The organism is Peribacillus sp. P4_C12, from assembly GCF_056402095.1.
The window spans coordinates 1-1,153 of record NZ_JBFUIB010000873.1 but is presented as its reverse complement, the minus strand read 5'-3'; the positions used below and the strand labels follow the sequence as shown (position 1 = coordinate 1,153).

General features: G+C 40.3%; 2 protein-coding genes. Both read left to right on the top strand.

The window, feature by feature from the left end; all coding sequences use genetic code 11:
- A partial coding sequence (locus AC1DUW_RS29845) for a M15 family metallopeptidase (protein WP_477644309.1) occupies positions 1-361 on the top strand: 361 nt, incomplete at its 5' end.
- A 126-nt stretch (positions 362-487) separates the two neighbouring features.
- Positions 488-1,030, top strand: a complete 543-nt coding sequence (locus AC1DUW_RS29840; protein WP_053345081.1) for an acyl-CoA thioesterase — start codon at positions 488-490, stop codon at positions 1,028-1,030.
- Positions 1,031-1,153 lie beyond the last annotated feature (123 nt).

Genomic DNA, 1,153 nt, shown 5'->3' with positions numbered 1-1,153 from the left:
CATTACAGCTGGATTCCGTACTTTAGAAGAGCAAAATGACCTCTATGAAAAAGGACGTTTAAAGCCTGGGAGCATTGTAACTAATGCAAAAGGAGGGGAGTCGCTTCATAATTTTGGATTGGCGATAGATTTCGCGCTCCTTAACAAACAAGGGGAGGCTATATGGAACATGGAATATGACGGCAACGATAACGGGGAATCGGATTGGATGGAAGTTGTAGCTATCGCTAAAAATTTAGGGTTTGACTGGGGTGGAGATTGGTCAGGTTTTAAAGACTATCCTCATCTACAAATGACCTTTGGCTTGAGCTTACGAGAGCTACAACAGGTAAAGAGCCTACAGAACAGTAAAAGTGAATAAACGTAGAATTATTTTTGTCGAATAACTCAGACTAAAAGCAGGAAAATAAGCATGTGTGTTGCTTTACAGTGTAGAATTCGTTAAAGTGGACTAGTGAGAAATTAGACATAAAGGAGTGCAGTCACCATGGAAGAAGTAAAACATTGCCGGGACTCTTTGGTCATAAAAACGAGCCTTGTTCTCCCGCCGGATACAAATAATATTGGTACGATGTTTGGAGGCAAATTGATGGCTTACATTGATGATGTTGCGGCTATTTCTGCGATGCGTCATGCGAGAAGTCACGTCGTTACGGCATCAACTGATTCTGTCGATTTCCTGCACCCTATTCATGAAGGAAATGCAGTATGTCTAGAAAGTTTCGTGACTTATACGGGCAGAACATCTATGGAAATCATCGTAAAAGTTATTGCGGAAGATTTAGTTACGGGAGACCGGAACTTATGTGTTATTTCCTTTTTGACCTTTGTTGCCATCAATGAAGATGGTAAACCAATACCGGTTCCGCGTTTGGTTCCAGAGACTGAAATGGAGATGAATTTAAACGAATCAGCGAAACAGCGGGCCCAAGTAAGGAAAAAAAGAAGAGAAGATACTCAGTTCATTGCCAGTACCTTTGGTGTAAAACAGCCGTGGACTGAAAAATCAGAGCCTGGACTATATAAATAAAAAAACCGGGCAGATAATGCCCGTTTTTTTAATCTTCGCTAGATAAAATACCAAAGAAACGTAGGATGTTAATAAAAAGGTTAATGAAATCAAGATACAGATTTAAGGCCATGAGTGGTACTT

Bases quoted from the DNA above. Each gene is read 5' to 3' on its own strand.
- AC1DUW_RS29840 (WP_053345081.1), top strand. From the start codon at position 488: ATGGAAGAAGTAAAACATTGCCGGGACTCTTTGGTCATAAAAACGAGC.